General features: G+C 41.7%; 19 protein-coding genes and 1 other annotated feature. Of the genes, 17 read left to right on the plus strand and 2 right to left on the minus strand.

Annotation, left to right across the window (positions count from 1 at the left end):
• Positions 1 to 6 precede the first annotated feature (6 nt).
• The 5 genes from EFB00_RS06055 to EFB00_RS06075 all read left to right on the plus strand — a co-directional run bounded on the left by EFB00_RS06055 (position 7) and on the right by EFB00_RS06075 (position 8,983).
• Positions 7 to 1,869, plus strand: coding sequence for an ABC transporter ATP-binding protein (locus EFB00_RS06055; RefSeq protein WP_122645983.1), 1,863 nt, complete (start codon positions 7 to 9; stop codon positions 1,867 to 1,869).
• A 220-nt stretch (positions 1,870 to 2,089) separates the two neighbouring features.
• Positions 2,090 to 2,291, plus strand: a binding site (T-box leader).
• A gap of 97 nt (positions 2,292 to 2,388) precedes the next feature.
• Positions 2,389 to 3,645 (plus strand): tyrosine--tRNA ligase, encoded by a 1,257-nt coding sequence (gene tyrS / locus EFB00_RS06060; protein ID WP_122645984.1) that lies wholly within the window; start codon positions 2,389 to 2,391, stop codon positions 3,643 to 3,645.
• Between the two features lie 263 nt (positions 3,646 to 3,908).
• Positions 3,909 to 5,306, plus strand: coding sequence for a tRNA uridine-5-carboxymethylaminomethyl(34) synthesis GTPase MnmE (gene mnmE, locus EFB00_RS06065; RefSeq protein ID WP_122645985.1), 1,398 nt, complete (start codon positions 3,909 to 3,911; stop codon positions 5,304 to 5,306).
• Between the two features lie 102 nt (positions 5,307 to 5,408).
• Positions 5,409 to 7,307: a tRNA uridine-5-carboxymethylaminomethyl(34) synthesis enzyme MnmG gene (gene mnmG / locus EFB00_RS06070; protein WP_164709434.1), complete on the plus strand. Its 1,899-nt coding sequence runs from the start codon at positions 5,409 to 5,411 to the stop codon at positions 7,305 to 7,307.
• A gap of 539 nt (positions 7,308 to 7,846) precedes the next feature.
• Positions 7,847 to 8,983 carry a 5-methyltetrahydropteroyltriglutamate--homocysteine S-methyltransferase gene (locus EFB00_RS06075; protein ID WP_122645987.1) on the plus strand — a complete coding sequence of 379 codons (1,137 nt, stop codon included), beginning with the start codon at positions 7,847 to 7,849 and terminating at the stop codon, positions 8,981 to 8,983.
• Between the two features lie 493 nt (positions 8,984 to 9,476).
• Here the strand turns inward: EFB00_RS06075 and EFB00_RS06080 are convergent, their stop codons facing one another.
• On the minus strand, positions 9,477 to 10,352 hold the full coding sequence (locus EFB00_RS06080) for an alpha/beta fold hydrolase (RefSeq protein WP_122645988.1): 876 nt from the start codon (positions 10,350 to 10,352) through the stop codon (positions 9,477 to 9,479).
• Positions 10,353 to 10,502: 150 nt separating this feature from the next.
• Between EFB00_RS06080 and EFB00_RS06085 the strand changes: the two genes are divergently transcribed.
• The 10 genes from EFB00_RS06085 (at position 10,503) to EFB00_RS06135 (ending at position 16,871) form a co-directional block, all read left to right on the plus strand.
• A complete protein-coding gene (locus tag EFB00_RS06085) occupies positions 10,503 to 11,225 on the plus strand; it encodes a MerR family DNA-binding transcriptional regulator (protein ID WP_122647052.1) in 723 nt (240 codons plus the stop codon).
• Between the two features lie 132 nt (positions 11,226 to 11,357).
• On the plus strand, positions 11,358 to 11,723 hold the full coding sequence (locus tag EFB00_RS06090) for an HIT family protein (RefSeq protein ID WP_122645989.1): 366 nt from the start codon (positions 11,358 to 11,360) through the stop codon (positions 11,721 to 11,723).
• A gap of 240 nt (positions 11,724 to 11,963) precedes the next feature.
• Positions 11,964 to 12,338, plus strand: coding sequence for a DUF805 domain-containing protein (locus EFB00_RS06095; protein WP_164709435.1), 375 nt, complete (start codon positions 11,964 to 11,966; stop codon positions 12,336 to 12,338).
• Positions 12,339 to 12,562: 224 nt separating this feature from the next.
• A complete protein-coding gene (locus EFB00_RS06100; protein ID WP_122645991.1) occupies positions 12,563 to 13,021 on the plus strand; it encodes an SgcJ/EcaC family oxidoreductase in 459 nt (152 codons plus the stop codon).
• A 655-nt stretch (positions 13,022 to 13,676) separates the two neighbouring features.
• On the plus strand, positions 13,677 to 13,943 hold the full coding sequence (locus EFB00_RS06110) for a hypothetical protein (protein ID WP_122645993.1): 267 nt from the start codon (positions 13,677 to 13,679) through the stop codon (positions 13,941 to 13,943).
• 76 nt (positions 13,944 to 14,019) lie between these two features.
• Complete coding sequence (locus EFB00_RS06115) at positions 14,020 to 14,289, plus strand: hypothetical protein (protein WP_122645994.1); 270 nt, start codon at positions 14,020 to 14,022, stop codon at positions 14,287 to 14,289.
• A gap of 130 nt (positions 14,290 to 14,419) precedes the next feature.
• Positions 14,420 to 14,980, plus strand: a complete 561-nt coding sequence (locus EFB00_RS06120; RefSeq protein ID WP_420889750.1) for a GNAT family N-acetyltransferase — start codon at positions 14,420 to 14,422, stop codon at positions 14,978 to 14,980.
• A gap of 195 nt (positions 14,981 to 15,175) precedes the next feature.
• A complete protein-coding gene (locus EFB00_RS06125; RefSeq protein WP_122645996.1) occupies positions 15,176 to 15,628 on the plus strand; it encodes a MarR family winged helix-turn-helix transcriptional regulator in 453 nt (150 codons plus the stop codon).
• Positions 15,629 to 15,642: 14 nt separating this feature from the next.
• On the plus strand, positions 15,643 to 16,173 hold the full coding sequence (locus EFB00_RS06130) for a GNAT family N-acetyltransferase (RefSeq protein ID WP_122645997.1): 531 nt from the start codon (positions 15,643 to 15,645) through the stop codon (positions 16,171 to 16,173).
• The gene (locus tag EFB00_RS06135; protein ID WP_122645998.1) at positions 16,170 to 16,871 is read left to right on the plus strand and encodes a B3/B4 domain-containing protein; all 702 of its coding nucleotides are present in this window, start codon (positions 16,170 to 16,172) and stop codon (positions 16,869 to 16,871) included. The genes EFB00_RS06130 and EFB00_RS06135 overlap by 4 nt, the downstream gene beginning before the upstream one ends.
• A 48-nt stretch (positions 16,872 to 16,919) precedes the next feature.
• On the opposite strand, the gene EFB00_RS13430 is transcribed toward EFB00_RS06135, so the two are convergent.
• Positions 16,920 to 17,084: a DUF6019 family protein gene (locus EFB00_RS13430; protein ID WP_164709401.1), complete on the minus strand. Its 165-nt coding sequence runs from the start codon at positions 17,082 to 17,084 to the stop codon at positions 16,920 to 16,922.
• Between the two features lie 296 nt (positions 17,085 to 17,380).
• On the opposite strand from EFB00_RS13430, the gene EFB00_RS06140 reads away from it, so the two are divergent.
• Both EFB00_RS06140 and EFB00_RS06145 read left to right on the plus strand, forming a co-directional pair.
• Positions 17,381 to 17,707, plus strand: coding sequence for a hypothetical protein (locus tag EFB00_RS06140; protein WP_241153412.1), 327 nt, complete (start codon positions 17,381 to 17,383; stop codon positions 17,705 to 17,707).
• A 223-nt stretch (positions 17,708 to 17,930) separates the two neighbouring features.
• Entirely contained in the window at positions 17,931 to 18,338 is a 408-nt protein-coding gene (locus EFB00_RS06145; protein ID WP_122645999.1) for a DUF4809 family protein, read from the plus strand.
• The last annotated feature ends 113 nt before the right edge of the window (positions 18,339 to 18,451 follow it).

The raw sequence follows: 18,451 nt of genomic DNA on the forward strand, positions 1-18,451 counted from the left end.
AAATAAATGAGTGAAAAACAAACAAACAATCGCCCTCGTGGCGGCTTCGGCGGTCCCGGCGGTCGTATGGGCAGCGGACAGAAAGCCAAAGACTTCAAAGGAACCGTCAAAAAGCTGATATCTTATATCGGTGCTTATAAAATTCCTGTTTTCTTTGTGATCATCTTTGCGATGGCCTCGACTATTTTCAACATTTGGGGTCCTAAGATCCTTTCTAAAGCAATCACAGAATTGTTTGAAGGATTAGTTGCGAAGTATCAAGGGACCGGCGGCATCGACTTTGAAAAAATCGGCGGTATCCTGCTGTTTATGCTGGGCTTGTACCTGGTGGCTTCCCTGTTTGGGATCATCCAAGGCTGGATCATGTCAACAATCTCGCAAAAAGTCACTTATCGGATGCGGAAAGAAATCTCTGAAAAGATCAACCGCATGCCGATGAACTACTTTGAAAGCCGGACGATCGGTGACGTTCTTTCCCGCGTAACCAATGACGTGGACACATTAGGACAAAGTTTGAACCAATCCATCACCCAATTGATTACTTCGGTCTTTACAGTGGTGGGGGTTATCGTGATGATGCTGTCGATCTCTGTGAAAATGACCGGTGTGGCTATCTTGATCGTACCGATCTCTATCATTTTGATCGCGATCGTCGTAAAAAATTCGCAAAAACACTTTAAGACCCAACAAGAATATCTTGGGGTCATCAACGGTCAAGTGGAAGAAACGATCGGCGGACACAATATCGTTCGTTTGTTCAATGACGAAGAAAATGCATTGCAAGAATTTAAAGAACAAAATAATGTTCTCTTCAAATCCGCATGGAAATCACAATTTCTTTCTGGTTTGATGCAACCGATCATGAACTTTGTCGGTAACTTAGGATATGTAGCAGTAGCGATCGTCGGTGGTGTGATGGCGTATAACGGATCGATCACAGTTGGTGATATCCAAGCCTTTATCCAATACGTCCGCAACCTGACACAACCGATCGCTCAGTTGGCACAAGTATCCAACATGTTGCAATCAATGGCTGCGGCAGCAGAACGGGTCTTTGAATTCTTGGAAGAAGAGGAAGAAGATCAAACAGTTGAAAATCCAGTTAAAATCGGTAAAGCAGAAGGAATGGTCGATTTCGATCACGTTCACTTCGGTTATACACCTGATAAGATCATCATCAATGATTTCAGTTCGCACGTAGAACCTGGACAAACGGTGGCGATCGTTGGACCAACGGGTGCTGGTAAGACCACGATGGTCAAACTGCTGATGCGTTTTTATGACGTCAATTCAGGAGCTATCAAGATTGACGGACATGATATCCGCGATTTCAACCGTTCTGATTTGCGGGAAAACATCGGGATGGTCTTGCAAGATACTTGGTTGTTCAAAGGAACGATCATGGACAATCTGCGTTATGGACGTTTGGAAGCAACCGATGAAGAAGTTTACGCCGCAGCGAAAGCCGCGCACGTAGACCACTTTATCAAGACATTGCCAGGCGGCTACAACATGGAATTGAACGAAGAATCTTCCAACATCTCTCAAGGACAAAAACAACTGCTGACGATCGCACGGGCGATCTTGGCAGACAAACCGATTTTGATCTTGGATGAAGCAACCTCTTCTGTCGATACTCGTACAGAAGAAATGATCCAAGAAGCGATGAACAATCTGATGCAAGGCCGGACATCCTTCGTGATCGCTCACCGTCTGTCGACGATCAAAGACGCCGATAAGATCTTGTACATGCAAGACGGCGATATCAAGGAACAAGGAACACATGATGAATTGATTGCTTTAAACGGCTACTATGCTGCTTTATACAATTCACAATTCGAAACGATCGCAGAAACTGCTGAAGCATAAAAGCAGGATCCTTTTGAACTATCTTTAAAATAGATATCCCAATGCTAAAGATGAAACAACGTAACGTTCTTTCTCTGACAGCATTGGGATTTTTTTCTTGCTATGGACCTTGCCAGCCAGGGTCAAAACCAACCGCTTTTAAAAACAGCCCTTAGACTTCGATCAAAGAAATTTGTTGACAAACGAAACGGGGGATTCTATGATTAGAGGTAATTATACTGAAAAGACAACGACCAAAACGAAGTAGGGATAAAGCCAATGTCAAAGAGAGCTAGTGGTGCTGCAAACTAGTACATGCTTTAAAACGAAGTACATTTTGCGAGTCTTCGGCGACAGCGCCGCGCGACAGCGTTAACTGTTAGAGAGGTAGACTGCAGATGCAGTGTACAATTTGGGTGGTACCGCGACTATTCGTCCCTTAGCTGTTTTTGGCTAAGGGATTTTTTATTTGGTAAATTTTCTGATCAGTATTCGGCAGGTGATAAGATTCCTGCTTTCAAAAAAATGGAGGGCAAAAAAATGAACATTATTGATGAATTAACATGGCGTGACGCCATAAACCAACAGACCAATGAAGAAGAGCTGCGCAAACTGGTGGAAGAAAAGAGCATCTCTCTTTATTGCGGTGTCGATCCTACCGGCGATTCCATGCATATCGGACATTTGATCCCGTTCATGATGATGAAACGATTCCAGCTAGCCGGACATCATCCGTATATTTTGATCGGCGGCGGTACTGGAACGATCGGTGATCCAAGCGGCCGTAAAACAGAGCGGGTCTTGCAAACAATGGAACAAGTACAACAAAACGTGGATGCATTGACCCAACAAATGCGCAAATTATTTGGAGAAGGCGCGAACATCAGCTTCGTCAACAACTACGACTGGCTGTCTAAAATGTCATTGTTGGACTTTTTGCGGGATTACGGTAAGAGCTTCAATGTCAACACGATGCTGGCAAAAGACATCGTTGCCAGCCGTTTGGAAGTGGGGATCTCATTTACTGAATTCACTTATCAGATCCTGCAGTCTGTCGACTTTTTACATTTATACAAGACATACGATGTCCAATTGCAGATCGGCGGCGCGGATCAATGGGGCAATATCACTGCCGGCTTAGACTTGATCAGAAAAACCGAAGGAGCGGAAGCCCAAGCGTTTGGTTTGACGATCCCATTGATGTTAAAAGCAGACGGCACGAAATTCGGTAAGACTGCCGGCGGCGCTGTTTGGTTGGATGCGGAGAAGACTTCTCCTTACGAATTTTACCAATTCTGGTTGAACCAAGATGACCGGGATGTAGTGAAATACTTGAAATACTTTACCTTCTTGTCACAAGAAGAGATCGAAGAATTAGCGAAAAAAGTCGAAACAGAACCGGAAAAAAGAGAAGCGCAACGTCGTTTGGCTGAAGAAGTCACTCGTTTCGTCCACAGTGAAGAGGATCTGCAAGAAGCACAACGGATCACTAAAGCATTGTTCTCCGGCGATATCAAGAGCTTGACTGCCAAAGAGATCCAACAAGGCTTCGGCAAGATGCCAAAAGTTACTATCTCCAGCACTCCGGAAAACATCGTAGAGCTGTTAGTAGCAACTAAGATCGAACCATCCAAACGCCAAGCTCGAGAAGATGTCTCAAACGGCGCTATCAGTATCAACGGCGACCGGATCACTGATTTGACGTTTGCTATCGATCCGTCTGCGGCGTTTGATGGCAAATATGTCGTGATCCGTAAAGGTAAGAAAAAATATTTCTTGGCTGAAGTAGCTGAATAGTCAGCGGCAGATAGCCTTTAGCTGTTTGACAAAGCGGTTTTTCCGTGGAGCTTTTCAGCTAAAATCAAACTGTCAGCCGACAGTTTAAATTCTTTTTAAAACTACTGTCGGGAAACAGCTTTTCCGCCGGCTGCCCTTGCATCAGGCGGAAAATTATGCTAATCTATGTCCAGAATTCAATCAGACTAGCAGTCAAAGTGCTCAGTCCACCCCTTTTTTTCAAGGGGTGGAGTAGGCACTTTTTTTGTGCAAAGGAGAAGAAAATGGCTGAAATAACCAAAGAATTTGATACGATCGCGGCGATCTCGACACCACCGGGAGAAGGCGCCATTAGTATCGTTCGTTTAAGCGGCGATGACGCGGTGAAGATCGCTGACGAAGTTTATCGTTCCGGCAGCAAACAGTTGAACCAAGTCCCTTCTCATACCATCCATTACGGACATATCGTTGATCCAAAGGGCGATCAGCTTTTAGATGAAGTGATGGTTTCTGTGATGCGGGCACCTAAGACCTTTACAAGAGAAGATGTCGTTGAGATCAACTGTCATGGCGGGATCGTCGTTGTTAATCAGATTTTGCAACTGTTGCTGCGCCAAGGCGCGCGTTTAGCAGAGCCGGGGGAATTTACCAAGCGGGCCTTTTTAAACGGTCGTGTGGACCTGTCACAGGCAGAAGCGGTGATGGATCTGATCCGGGCGAAGACCGACAAGGCAATGAATCTGGCGCTGAATCAATTAGACGGCAATCTGTCTCATTTGATCCGGGCATTGCGTCAAGAAATCTTGGAAACACTGGCGCAAGTGGAAGTCAATATCGATTATCCGGAATACGATGATGTAGAAGAACTGACTACAAAATTACTCCAAGAAAAAGCAAACCACGTACAGGCTCAGATCCAGCAGCTGCTGATCACGGCTCAGCAAGGCAAGATCTTGCGAGAAGGCTTGAGCACCGCTATCATCGGTCGTCCAAACGTGGGCAAATCCAGTTTGCTGAATCTATTGCTGAATGAAGAAAAAGCCATCGTGACAGACATCGAAGGGACTACCCGCGACGTTATCGAAGAATACGTGAACGTTCGAGGCGTACCTTTGAAGCTGATCGATACAGCTGGTATCCGGGAAACTGAAGACCAAGTTGAAAAAATCGGTGTGGAACGCAGTAAAAAAGCGTTGAAAGAAGCGGATCTGGTACTGTTGGTCTTGAATCAAAGCGAGGAATTGACTAAAGAAGACCGTGAATTATTGGCACTGACCCAAGACAGCAAGCGGATCGTTTTGCTGAACAAAACAGACCTGCCTAACCGATTGGATCGGGAAGAATTGACGGAATATACTGGTTCAGACAGCATTTTGGAAATCTCAGTTGTCAAAAACGACGGCTTGGATCAATTGGAAACAGCAATCGCGGATCTGTTCTTTGCCGGTCAAGCCGGAGACAAGGACGCGTCTTACGTTTCCAATACCCGCCATATCGCATTGTTAGAAAAAGCCAGCCAATCGTTAGGAGAAGTCAGCAACGGTATCGCGCTGGGAATGCCGGTAGACCTAGTCCAAATCGACATGACCCGCTGTTGGGATTATTTAGGAGAAATCGTCGGTGACAGTGTACAGGACGAATTGATCACCCAGCTGTTCAGCCAATTCTGTTTAGGAAAATAAACAAGATATCAGCAGTTTCCCAAGTCATTTAACGGAGATCGGCAAGTACATTATTAAATTTTCAGCTGCAACTACTCAGCATTTTAAACAAAGGAGAAAATCATGGAATATCAAGGAGAAATGTATGACGTGATCGTCGTCGGCGCCGGACATGCCGGTTCAGAAGCCGCATTGGCCAACGCGCGGATGGGCAACAAGACACTGCTTTTGACGATCAATTTAGATATGGTAGCATTCATGCCCTGTAACCCATCTGTCGGCGGACCAGCCAAAGGTGTGGTAGTAAGAGAGATCGATGCGTTAGGCGGCGAGATGGGCAAAAACATCGACAAAACCTACATCCAAATGCGGATGCTGAATACCGGTAAAGGACCGGCTGTCCGGGCTTTACGGGCACAAGCGGACAAACACGCGTATGCGGAAGAAATGAAGCACACTATTGAAAAAGAAGAAAAACTGACCCTTCGTCAAGGATTGGTGGAAAAACTGATCGTAGAAGACGGCGTTTGTAAAGGTGTGGTCACCAATACCGGCGCTCGTTATGGTGCCAAAGCGGTAGTCATCACTGCCGGGACCGCACTTCGCGGTGAGATCATCATCGGCGAATTGAAATATTCTTCCGGTCCCAACAATTCACAACCCTCTGTCGGTCTAGCCAACAATTTGAAGGAACTTGGTTTTGAGATCGCGCGGTTTAAAACAGGAACACCGCCGCGGGTCAAATCCAGCTCCATTGATTACAGCGTGACAGAGATCCAGCCTGGTGATAAAGAACCGAACCATTTCAGTTACAGCACACCAGACAGCGCCTATAAATTGGATCAAGAACCGTGCTGGTTGACCTATACGAACCCAACCACCCATGAGATCATCCAAGCCAATCTGCACCGGGCACCGATGTTTACTGGGATCGTTGAAGGCGTAGGCGCAAGATACTGCCCATCGATCGAAGATAAGATCGTGCGCTTTTCCGACAAGCCTCGCCACCAATTGTTCTTGGAACCAGAAGGCTTGAATACTGAAGAAGTCTACGTACAAGGAATGTCTACGTCCATGCCGGAAGATGTACAGGTTAAAATGCTGCATTCCATCGCTGGACTGGAAAACGTAGAAATGATGCGGACCGGCTACGCTATCGAGTATGACGTGGTAGTACCTCATCAATTGCGTCCGACATTAGAAACAAAAGTCATCGAAAATCTGTATACCGCCGGACAAACCAACGGTACTAGCGGTTATGAAGAAGCTGCCGGCCAAGGTCTGATCGCCGGAATCAATGCCGGTTTAAAAGTTCAAGGCAAAGAACCGCTGATTTTGAAACGCAGCGACGGCTATATCGGTGTAATGATCGATGATTTGGTGACAAAAGGAACCAATGAACCTTATCGTTTATTGACTTCACGGGCGGAATACCGTCTGATCTTGCGTCACGACAACGCGGATTTGCGTTTGACGGAAATGGGTCACCGGATCGGTTTAGTCCAAGAAGAACAATACCAAGCGTACTTGAAGAAAAAAGCCGCTGTTGAAGAAGAAATCGCACGGCTGTCGAAGATCCGAATCAAACCAACACCAGAAGTCCAAGCCTTCTTACAAGAAAAAGGCTCAGCTTTACTGAAAGACGGTGTGTTGGCCAATGAATTCCTGCGCCGTCCCGAAGTCAGCTACCAAGAATTGCTGCAATTCATCCCTGAAAACGGCGAATTGACAGGTAAAGAGATCGAACAAGTCGAGATCCAAATCAAATACGAAGGCTATATCAAAAAAGCCATGGAAAAAGTCGAAAAGTTAAAACGGATGGAAGCGAAAAAAATCCCTGAAAATATCGACTATGCAGCCATCAACGGGCTAGCCACTGAAGCAAAACAAAAGCTGCAAAAAATCCAACCGGAAACTATCGCGCAAGCCAGCCGGATCAGCGGCGTCAACCCAGCTGATCTAAGTATCTTGATGGTTTATATCGAGCAAGGACGGATCGCGAAAGTACAGGAATCAGCGTAAATGTAATATCATTTGTTTAGAGGAAACGTTTCGGCGTTTCCTTTTTAATATTTGTGTAGAGATTAGAGAAAAATTGGTCTTGGTATCCCAAAAGTTAGACAAAAAATCTAATTTTTCGAGAGTACTATTTTTATAATGTAATTCGAGTAGTAATGATTATTTTAAAAAACAAGTGAAAAAAGTATTGACAAGATAAATATTAAATGTAATTATAGTGAACAAATAATGAAGCTTTGAAGAGAAGAGTAGCTGATAAGTAACGAGTACAGAGAACCCGGCCGGTGAAAAAGGGGATTGTAAAAGTCAGTGAAGATGAGCTCTGAGCAATTTAGTTTGTTCACGCAAACTAAACGGGAAGTGACCGATATATCACCGGGTATCAACAGGTACCGTTGAGGCATTGTTCGTGAGAAGAATGTAAATGAGGGTGGTAACGCGAAAACATTCGTCCCTTTATCTATTGTAAAAACAGTAGGTAAAGGGATGGATGTTTTTTTCGTTTCATCATCTTTTCAAAGCAAATATGGAGGAATTTTATTATGACAAAACGTACAACATCGCCATTTAGCTATGACATCGTAGGAAGTTTCTTACGCCCAGATAAATTAAAAGAAGCACGGACAGATTTTGAAGCTGGCAAGATCACCCAAGCAGAATTGACGAAAGTTGAAGATGAAGCCATCATTGACTTGATCAATAAACAAGAAAAAATTGGTTTGAAAGCTGTGACAGATGGAGAATTCCGTCGTAGTTGGTGGCATTTAGATTTCTTCTGGGGTCTGCAAGGTGTGGAATTTTTCGTTCCAGAACACGGCTACTTCTTCCATGGAGAAGAAACGCGTCCAGGCACAGTGATCGTGACTGGAAAAATCTCAGGTGAGAATCATCCTTTTGTAGAGCATTTTAAATTTACCCGGGCTCACACTAGTGAAGGGATCGAAGTAAAACAAACGATTCCAGCACCAGCACAGATCCTAGTGGAATTCTTACGCCCAGATATCATCGAAAAAGTCCGTGAAATTTACCCAACGAATGAACAGTTGATTGAAGACATCGTCAAAGCGTACCGTCAAGTGATTGCTGATTTATATGCTGCTGGCGCGCGGACGATCCAACTGGATGATTGTACATGGGGCGTTTTAGTAGCTCCATTACCAGAAGGATTCATCGCAGAAGAAGACAAAGATGAAAAAGAAGTTCGAAAAGAATTGGCACAGCTGTATTTAACGATCAACAATGCGGTCTTAGCGGATCAGCCAGAAGACTTGACTTTGAACACACATGTTTGTCGTGGAAATTATCATTCTACTTGGGCAGCGTCTGGTGGTTATGACGATGTTGCTGATCCATTATTCACTTCTGAAAATGTCCACGCTTATTATTTAGAATATGACACTGAACGTTCTGGCGGTTTTGAACCGTTAGCAAAAGTCAGTGGGGACAAAAAAGTCGTCTTAGGTTTGATTACTTCAAAAGATGGCGACTTAGAAGATCGACAACAAGTGATCAACCGGATTCATGAAGCAGCTCAATACGTACCGTTAGATCGTTTATCATTAAGCCCACAATGCGGATTTGCATCAACTGAAGAAGGTAATATCTTAACAGAAGAACAACAATGGAACAAAATTGCGTTGATCAAAAGTATCGCAGAAGAGATTTGGACAGAAAAGTAGGGGTAAAAATGGAAACAAAGAAACGACCAGTAATTGAATTACAAGATGCCGTGGTGACGTTCAAACGTAATCAAGGAACGATCACAGCTTTAGATCATGTTATATGACCGGTCAAGCAATCAACGTTACTGGCGGTATGACGATGCACTAAAATAGGGATGATCTAAATGAAATATCCGAATTATATAGATTATAAAGCGTCTGTTTAACACAGTAACATTATCTATATAGTTCGGATATTTTTTTTACTATTAGACAGTTGTTATAGCCTATTTATTCCCATAAACTAGGCAACGATTGAACAGAAATTAAGCAGCTGCTGGTATTGGCTAGGTGAACATGGATTTGATGAGTGCGTCCATTCCAATTGACAAAAGATTTACAAGTCTGCGCAGGAAAAATCTGTGGGACTTGAACATGTGTTACGGTCTTTTTTGGCGCCATTGGAGTCAATCTGGTGTTTCTTGCGATCATGATGCTTACAACTAATTTTTTACTTCTTCGAAACTGCATTTTTGAGCAGCCATGGTTTGATCAACGGCAAGACTGTTGCCGGCTGCATAGCTTTGGTGTGATCCATGTCGGTTCCTTTTAGGATCGCTATATCCCACCCCAGTTTTTCTAACTCGTCCTTATTTTTTTGAAGGAGACCAACAATATCTACTGTTACGTTGCCAAAGTTTTCTCCGTAAACGATCGTGTCTTTTTCACCGGCAAATGCCAATCTTGGGATGGTTAATTGCTGTTGGATGTTCCGATCATCAAAGTCCATCAAATGTTTGTACATCGTAACGAATTGTTTTGTTTGATCCGTATCGATCTTTACTTGTACATTGTCCCAGTCGATCTTTTCAGGATCATCAGGACTGGCTTTAATATTCGGTGTTTTTTGGTTATACAAAGCCTGTTCGTGCGTTTTATTGGTTACGATCAACATTTCTTTGTAAGGCCCATCTAACGGGGGGAAACCGCCCATGATCAAAGTTTCCAAACGATCTGTCCGAATGGCTAACTGCAATCCAGCTAATGCCAACCAAGAATAACCGTAATAGCTGAATCGCGTAACATCCATCTCATCGGCGATCGTCAAAAAATCATTTGCCAACTGTTCTGGAGTAAGGTTTTCTGGGCTTGGGTGTTTCAGCCGGTGTCCTTCGTAATCAAAATAAAGAACTTGAAAATCGTCCGCGAGACCTTCAATAAAATGTTTTCCTGATTCAGGATCGACACCCCATAATTTTAAGGTCTCCGCCTCTTGTCCGTATACAGACTCTTTGGCGACCGGAAGCATCAATGTTGGTGCATTTGAATCTCCAGTCAGACCAGCCTTCAATTCTGTTCCGTCTGTCAGTCTGATGATCTTCTCCATATTCATTCCTCCTAAATCATTTCTACTCTTATCATATAACATTCATGCAATCTTTCGCTTTTTCGTCAGGCTTTCTCTTTATATAGGTGTTTTTATTTGAAATATGTTATCGTAGCACTTGAAGGTTTTACTTTAATCAAGGAGCAGGAAATGGAAACCTATACCCCAAAGCAGATCGCAAACCGTTTGAATGTCAGTACGACAACTTTGAGAAGATATGAAGAACAAGGTCTGATACCTGTTGTACCGAGAACAGACAGCGGTCATCGTATCTATACCGCAATTCATTTACAAGCTTTTACGACTATCAGAGTCTTGTTGAAAGGCTATGATATACCTGTGGTTTATGAAGCTATGAGGGAGATCAAGGAATCCCGATTTGAAGAAGCGCTATGGCTAATAAATCAGCAGCAAGCACAAATGCAGACAGAAAAACAGCGAGTGGAAGAGATTTTGACGATGATCCAAAATACTGAATTTACTCAATACCAAAATGTGCAATTAAATAAATTCATGACTATTGGAGATGCCGCTAAGATAGCCGGGATCAAAACCTCAGCCATCCGTCACTGGGAAAAAGAAGGACTGATCCACTCAAAAAGAAATATCGCAAACGGTTATCGAGTATTTTCCATTTCAGAACTTCGTAAAATTCTAGTCATCAGCAGCTTGAGAAAAACCGTTTATTATATAGAAAATATGAAGGAACTGCTGAATGAGTTAGACGAACAGAACTATGACAAAATCGCAGGCTCTTTTCAGCTGGCACTGGAAAATCTGAATGAGCGGCTATTACGGCAATTCAAAGGGATCATGGCGTTGATGAAGTATTTGCGGTTTTATTTAGAGGGATTGGACAGATACGATAAATGAGCGGCAGAAAACAGCAGAGCATAATTGAGATTATATGTTATCTTATAATGATTTGAGAGATAGTAACGATTTTATTTGGCGCTATAAAACGATCCAACTATCAAATAACTATACATCAAGGAGCAGATCCCAATGGAAAATTGTTTATTTTGTAGAATTGACGACGTCGTATTTGAGAACAGTACTTGTTTTGCCTTTTTTGACAAAAATCCAGTCGCTAGGGGTCATCTGTTGATCATCCCGAAAGCCCATAAGAAGGACTATTTTGAATTGTCAGAAGCTGAGATCAGAGATACTCATAAGCTGATCCGCAAAGGGAAAGAGTACCTTGACGATCTGTATGCTCCAGACGGCTACAACATTGGATTCAATTGCGGTGTGGCGGCGGGACAATCAGTCTTTCATTGTCATTGCCACTTGATCCCTCGTTATACCAACGATACACCAGATCCTAAAGGCGGAGTGCGGGGAGTGATTCCGGGGAAAATGTCTTATTAGGATGAATCTTGATTGTTTCAGATTTTTTAGGGAGTGTCTAAACAAAAAAATAATAGTTTTAGAAAGTAATTACTAATAAGATCAATGACTGTTCATCTGAAGTGTTTTTCCACTATAGAAGAACAGTCGTTTTTATGGGCATTTTTCTTGTGTATGAGTTAATAGGTGGTATAAACTCCTGTTATACAATAAATAGTACGTTTTTTATTTTGGGTTTAAGTACTAGAAATGAGGAAAGCCATGTTAGGAATTATTGATTATTGGAGAAAAATGTTTGATTATAAAGGAAAAAGCGGTCGGAAGAATTTTTGGTTGGGAAGTATCGCCAATGCGTTGATTCTATACGCTGTTTTCTATATCCTGTCCTATATTTTAGCTTTTATTGGCGGATTTTTTGATGCTGATGTTGCTACGGTCGAAAATTTTTTTGTGTTTCTGTTTGTTATTGAGTTTATCTTTTATTTTCTAGCGTCTTTAAGCGCGATTGTTCGGCGTTTAAGAGATGCGGGGTTCAGTCCGTGGTGGATCATTGGCTGGTTTTTCCCAGGTGTGAATATCGTAGTTTTAGTATTTTTATTTTTTAAGTCTAAGGAAACAGCAATGCTGCATGCTTGATTTTACGCGTACATCTATTTATCCCTAACGATGAAATTTGTTAATGTTTCATGTGAAACATTCTAATTAATTAACTATAAAAAAATGTTTTTTTATCTTATCCCATGTATCTTACAAGCTATGAAATGTGTGCGGTTTGTTACTTATTTTTCTTGGCTTTTCTTAGTATAATAAAGATAATTTAGCTTGACGGATTTTTGAACTCAGGAAATGGAGGATGGAAAATGACTGAAACAGAAGATATCAAAATATTGTATACCCGGCTGCTTGACGCTTGGGATCAGATGGATGCTCGTGCATACAGTGATTGTTTTGTAGAAGAAGGGGAGATGATTGGTTTTGATGGCAGTTTTGCCCGCGGGAAGGAAACGATTTTTGTTCATCTTGACGGAATTTTTCAGCATCATCAGCCATTGAAATACCTATCCGTCGTTAAAGAAGTCACTCTTTTGAATGAAACTACAGCTTTGTTGAGGGCTATTACTACGATGATCCGGAAAGACCAGTCGTTGAACACAGACGCCAACGCTCATCAGGTGTTGGTCGCTGTCAAAATAAATAACGAGTGGAAGATCCAGCTTTTTCAAAATACACCAGCGCAATTTCATGGCCGTCCGGAACTTGTTGAAGAAATGACGCAAGAGCTTTTACAAGCGTTCAAAAAAAATACTGATCCTCATTGAAAGAGGACTTAACGGGTTTACGACTCCTGATCTTTTTGATTGGGAGTTTTTTCTGTACTATAAATAATTATTTGAATACGGATCTTTGGAAAGCGTTTTATTTGCTTGTATCATCCTTTTTAGCTATGATTTAGCCAAGGAAAATTCGTTTAAAAAAAGAAGGTATTTTATATGATGAGAAATACTAAGAAGCTGCCGGAGAAGTTGCAAAATATATATTATAATTTGCTTACAGCCGTATTTATTTTATTTTTTTAGCTTTATTTTTTATAGGTCATTCTGAAATGCTCATCAGTCTTGTATTCTTTATTGTTTTGACCGTAATCGATCTTTTCTTTGTTTTTAGAGCTGAAGGTGGAAAGATATCTTGGCTGACTAGTGATTTTTTACTGATTTTGGCGTATCTATTAGTAATTATTTGGAAAATTTGAGAAGTAAAACATTTGTTAATTTTATAGTAATTTGACATAACACTAGTGTAAAGAATGATATAAGAGCTCTTTTGGGGATCAAAAAAGTCTTTATTCGTAGTTATGGCTTTTTCGGATGTGTGTTTCTCATTAATCAGTTTCTTTAGAAAATACTTTATTAATTGTATCACTCTCTTACCTACGTTCTACCAAGAAATTTTCTTTTTACAAAGGAGGGTATTTTTATGTGGAGGAATGTCGAAAAATTGCCGGAGAAGTTGCAAAAACTATATAAAAGAGTACTTATGATCACGATTCTCTTATTTACTTTGGTTGCAGTTATCTCAGATTTTTCTTGGGCTATTCTATATGTTTTGTATGTATTGATGCTAGCGGTAATCGATGCTTTTTTTATACCCAAAGCCCTCTATGGAAAGGTATGGTGGTTGTTCGGCGATTTGCTATTTTTCTTATGGTTTTTATTGCTGGCGTATTGGAACTATAATACTTAGCAAACGTTGTCAATAAAAATGCAACCATGGTATAATTTTTAAAAAGGTTCCCTAAAAAGCAGAAGGAGCGATGAAGATGTTGGAGGAAGTGAAGAAAGATTTAGCTGAACGGAAAGTCAAAAAGGCGGAAGAACTGCGAAGAAAGAATGCGAAACTTAGAGCAGAAGGCAAAGATCCTTTGAAGGGCTGGAACAAAATGGTAGATACAGGCCTTGGTGGTCTGAACAAAGGCGGTCAAGCGGCAAATGGAACGATCGATCTTACAGGGCAGAATCTGGGAACTGCGAATTACTTCTCAGAAACACAAAAGGAGCTTGCTAGGAAATCTGATGAAAAGAATCAATAAAACTATGGAATCGTGACATAGGCCAGTGTTGAACAGACAATGCCAAAAAGCGCGTGTTGTTTGGAACTGCGAGGCTTATGGACGATTCCTTTATTTTTAGCGAAAAAGTGATCGATAATAGAAAAGAAAGGTGATCTGTTTGGAACTTTATACAGAACGGTTGATTTTACGTCCATGGAAAATAACGGATGCCGAGGATCTATATGGCTTTGCTTCAGATCCGCAGATCGGTCCTGTGGCGGGCTGGCCCCCACATACTAGTGTGGAAAATAGTCGTGAGATCATCGAGACTGTTTTGATGGATGAATTGACGTTTGCTATCGCTTTGAAAGATGCGCCTGATAAAGCAATCGGCAGTATCGGTATTATGACCAACGAGCAGGGACAGCGGCATTCCTTCATGGGATTTCACGATGCGGAGATCGGTTACTGGCTGGCGGCGGATTATTGGGGTCAAGGGATCGTACCGGAAGCGGTAGCTGAGATTTTGCGTTACGGCTTTGAGGATCTGGATATCCCAGTGATGTGGTGCGGTTATTACGAAGGCAATGAAAAATCCAAACGGGTACAAGAAAAAGCCGGCTTTGTCTATGAACGTAAGGAAAAAGTCGATGTACCGCTACTTCAAGAACAGCGGATCGAGCACTTCACAAGATTGACTCGAGAAACATGGGAACAGGATAAGAAATGATTTTTTCAGTTAAGTTTGTTTTAAGCTAGGAGCGGTATCTTATATTCAACCCAATTAACCAAACTTTTTTCATTACTTTTCATTTCTCCCCTCTTGACAGCCGGCTTAATAGTCGGCTGTTTTTTTACAAAGTTTTTTGTTGCAAATACAACAAAATGGTTTTATACTGATTTTACCGATAGGAGGAATCTAAAAATGACAGAGATTTTGCGGGACATCGGGATCATTGCCAGAGCGTTGGATTCCATCGCTAATATCGAATTCAAGGAATTGATGCTGACGAGAGGGCAGTATCTCTATTTAGTGAGGATCTATGAAAATTCCGGGATCATCCAAGATAAATTAGCGGAAATGATCAAAGTCGATCGGACGACAGCCGCGCGGGCTATCAAGAAGCTGGAGCAAAACGGATTCATCGAAAAGCGCCCAGATGAACAAAATCGAAAGATCAAGCGGCTTTTCGTAACGGCAAAAGGCGAAGCGGCAGCACCGATCATTTTAAAAGAAAACGACTATTCCAATCAAACCGCACTTAAAGGTCTTACTTCAAAAGAAGCGGAACAATTCGCCGAGTTGCTGGAAAAGATCAGAAAAAATGTTGAAGTGGATTGGGATCTAGTAAAAAAAGGCCACAAAAGAAACTATTGAGAAAAGGGATGCAGATGAAGACTCAAATCAAAAAATGTACATTAGCGGATCTTTCTGACTTGCAAAAGATCAGCATCGAGACTTTTACCGATACTTTTGGTGCGGAGAATACGGAAAAAGATCTCCAAGATTACCTAACGAAAAACTATGATCTGGAGAAGCTGACAAGGGAACTTCAACATCCGCAGTCTGATTTTTATTTTATCTTTGTTCAAGAGCAATTAGCGGGTTACTTAAAAATCAACAGCGGCGACGCGCAAACGGAATCGATAGCGGAAAACGCGTTGGAGATCGAACGGATCTATGTACGACGATCTTTCAAAGGACAAGGACTCGGCAAAGCATTGATGGAACATGCGATCAAGATTGCCATACAGCGGCAAAAAACAGTCATCTGGCTGGGGGTCTGGGAATTCAATCAACCAGCGATCGCCTTTTATCAAAAAAGAGACTTTGTCAAAACCGGCACTCACTCTTTCTTTTTAGGGCAAGACGAACAGACGGATTGGATCATGGAAAAAATCATCAAGGAGGAAATACAATGAAAGTAATCGTGGAATCGGAATTTTGGGAACTTTTTCCTGAAGCGCAAATCAACATTTTGCATATCAAAGATATCAATAATCAGACGAAAGATACGGAATACTTTAGTGATTTATTGAAGCAAGCTGCTAAAGAGGCACAAAAATTCTTAACAGAAGAAACATTCAGCCAAAACCCAGTAGTAGCGCAATGGCGGGAGGCGTTCACTCGTTTTAAAACAAAAAAAGGTGCTCGTTCTTCTATCGAAGCATTATTGAAGCGGGTCAATCAAGGAAGAGCGTTCACACCCATCAATCCATTGGTGGATATCTACAACAGTATCTCGCTGAAATATGCGGTGCCTTGTGGCGGTGAAGATCTAGAAAAGATCCAAGGAAATCTGCGTTTAGGGCAAGCAACAGGCGGTGAAAATTTCTTGCCTCTAGGAGCTGAAGAAGACGCGCCTGCTTTGCCGGGAGAGATCATCTACTATGATGACGCCGGAGCCATCTGCCGTTGTCTGAATTGGCGGGAAGCACAACGGACGATGCTGACGGAAGAAACGACCGAAGCGATCCTAGTGATCGAGTCCATTAACCCTCAGCAAGCTGCACGTGCCAATCAGGCGATGGAAGAAATGAAACAACTGATGGAAACTTATTTTGAAGTAAAAGGTACCAGCGAAATACTTACCAAAGATCAGCCGGAAGCAGAATTATAAAAGGAGTCAGACTTGCGTTTTGCTATCATCAATAAAATAGAGGGTTTTTCAGTCGACTGGATCGGTCGGCTGTTTTTTTGTGATAAAAACAGTGTTGGATTCTTTGATGCCGTTTTTGACAGCGGCTTTCACTACAAAATACAAAACGACAAAAAACAAAAAAGGCAATACAAGATAGATCGCTAACATACTAAATATCATAAAGTCTCCCATAGTTCATTCCTCATTCCTGGTAAGATAACTAAATTGTACTGATAAATCCATTATTTAGCAACCGCTTTCTAGAGCAAGAGATTTGTTTGAATCATCGAAAAAAAATTAATAGAGAATGTTTTTTTATTTTTTTAAGAAAATCAAAAATTTTAAATCAGTCATTTATTTTTTATAATAGCGGCGGCTATAATAATGGCGATTAGGAGGGGGGAATAATGCCGTTTATCGTCTTTTTCTTTTTGACAATGTTGACGATATACATTCCATTGCCAACGATTTGATTGCTGTTTCAAAGATTGGCGGAACACCATGATCATGCGGCGATGATCAGCAAGATCCTGCTGCTTTTTTTCACGATGATCGACTGGTTTACCAGTTATTGTTTACTTTATAAAATCAAGCTGAAAAATTTCTGTTACTGTTATCTATTTATGATCAACAGCATTGAATTTTTGAGCCATACATACCTGCTGGAACGTTTCCACAGAACAGGTCTGGCAGTGATCTGGTGCTTCCAATTGCTGTGTCTGATTTGCATGCTGATATTTCCATTGTCGAAAAAATTTCGCCGGAGGGTTTTTGCCAACAGTTTCTATGACGATCCTTGCGGTTTGGAGGAATGAAGCTGAGCGGTCTTTCAATACGCTTGAATTTGGACCGCTTTTGAAGAGTTCTAGTGTAGAATGTTTTTTTCAGACAGAAGAGTAGAAAAAATTTGCCGGACTTGTGATTTATTTCTTTTAAAGGTGATACCATAGGAAAATTTTATTGCTGATATTTTGATTTTAAGGGTCTTTTTAGGGAAAAACGTGCTACACTAGCATCAAAAGAACAGGAGGAATCCTTATGGAAAAAGTATTGATCACAGCAAAAATGTTCTTGATCGAAGGCGGATGCAATGCTTGCGGTTTTGTGAACTGCTGCACGTATACGGCCCATTTTACTGATAGTCACAGCCAAACATTAGATGATTTAAATCCCGAAAGTTTAGTGATGACCGTCGCGTTGAAAAATGGCTGGCGTCAGTCTGTCGAGCCTATAGGTATTGGAGAAGAAGCCTTTTTCTTGAAGAAACAAGGAGAAGCGATCCAAATCATTGATGATTCATTCAAGACAGTCTTCAAAAAGGGGATGAAAACCATCACCGCTGTTAAAAAAGATTGTGAGTTGCCAACTATTTATGAAACCACGAATCAAGTGTTGACAGAAATGTTGGAAATTCCGGCCGTTGAATTTGAATTAGAGACGATCTGATCAGCAAGAAACAGGAGACAGTTTGTTTCATGTGAAACTTTTTTATCAACGGTTCGTATTAATAAGACACAAAACGCATCTCGATCAGCTGATGCGTTTTTTCTGTTGCATTT

This window comes from Enterococcus mediterraneensis (genome assembly GCF_900604485.1).
Classification (GTDB): domain Bacteria; phylum Bacillota; class Bacilli; order Lactobacillales; family Enterococcaceae; genus Enterococcus_C; species Enterococcus_C mediterraneensis.